General features: G+C 46.8%; 1 protein-coding gene. It reads right to left on the bottom strand.

Features of this window, described 5'->3' with window-relative positions:
• Positions 1 to 699 (bottom strand): RNA-guided endonuclease IscB (gene iscB, locus ACTIE0_RS24825; RefSeq protein WP_439517073.1); only part of this gene is annotated, 699 nt, incomplete at its 3' end.
• Positions 700 to 709 lie beyond the last annotated feature (10 nt).

Raw genomic sequence — 709 nt, 5'->3', positions numbered from 1 at the left:
AATAGCCAGATTGCTAACTCGGTCGGAACCACCCTGGCTTTTTGGCTGAATGTGTTCGATTTCTAAAGGGATATTTTGGCCACCACAGTAGGCACACTGGTGTTGCCATTTCGTCAAGAGATATTCTCTCAACTCGTATCCAAACAAAACCCCTTGCTGGTATTCAACTCCAGATATTTCCGGGTTGAGCAGTTTTTGGGTGTCAAATCGTACTAACTCCATTGATATGTCCGTTATCGGGCATGAGGAAATCAGTCGATTGACCGAGGTCAAGGTGGTTTCAACTCGATGTTTGAGGCTGGGAGCCAACCATCCATATGCGCGCTTTCTGTTATTGAATCTGGCTTGACGGTAGCGAGTTTTTCGGTAACGACGGTGGCGACGAACCACGCGACGTGCAGTTAACTTGGCTCGGATTCTATCTCCTCTATGAGCCAATTCAGCCCCCCAGATAACTGTGTCCCGACTCTGATTAACTAAGGCAATACCCGTCACTGATGCCCCTGGATCTAACTTAATCCGACTAGGTTCATTGACCGGGTTCTCAACGGTTTTCTTGAGGATAATTGTAAATGGATAAGTCCTAAACACTGCGGCTAAACCCTGCTTCAAAAGCTTTCTGGCTCTGGCCGGATGAGTGGGACTTAACGGTTGCCCCAGTGTGTCAACCACAAAAACGTAATTTTGGTAATTTGGCATTTAAGCTATC

Origin of the sequence: Limnospira sp. (assembly GCF_051859755.1) — a bacterium.
GTDB lineage: Bacteria > Cyanobacteriota > Cyanobacteriia > Cyanobacteriales > Microcoleaceae > Limnospira > Limnospira fusiformis.
Note: the sequence above shows the minus strand (reverse complement) of the source record. Positions and strands in the feature narration are given on the sequence as shown.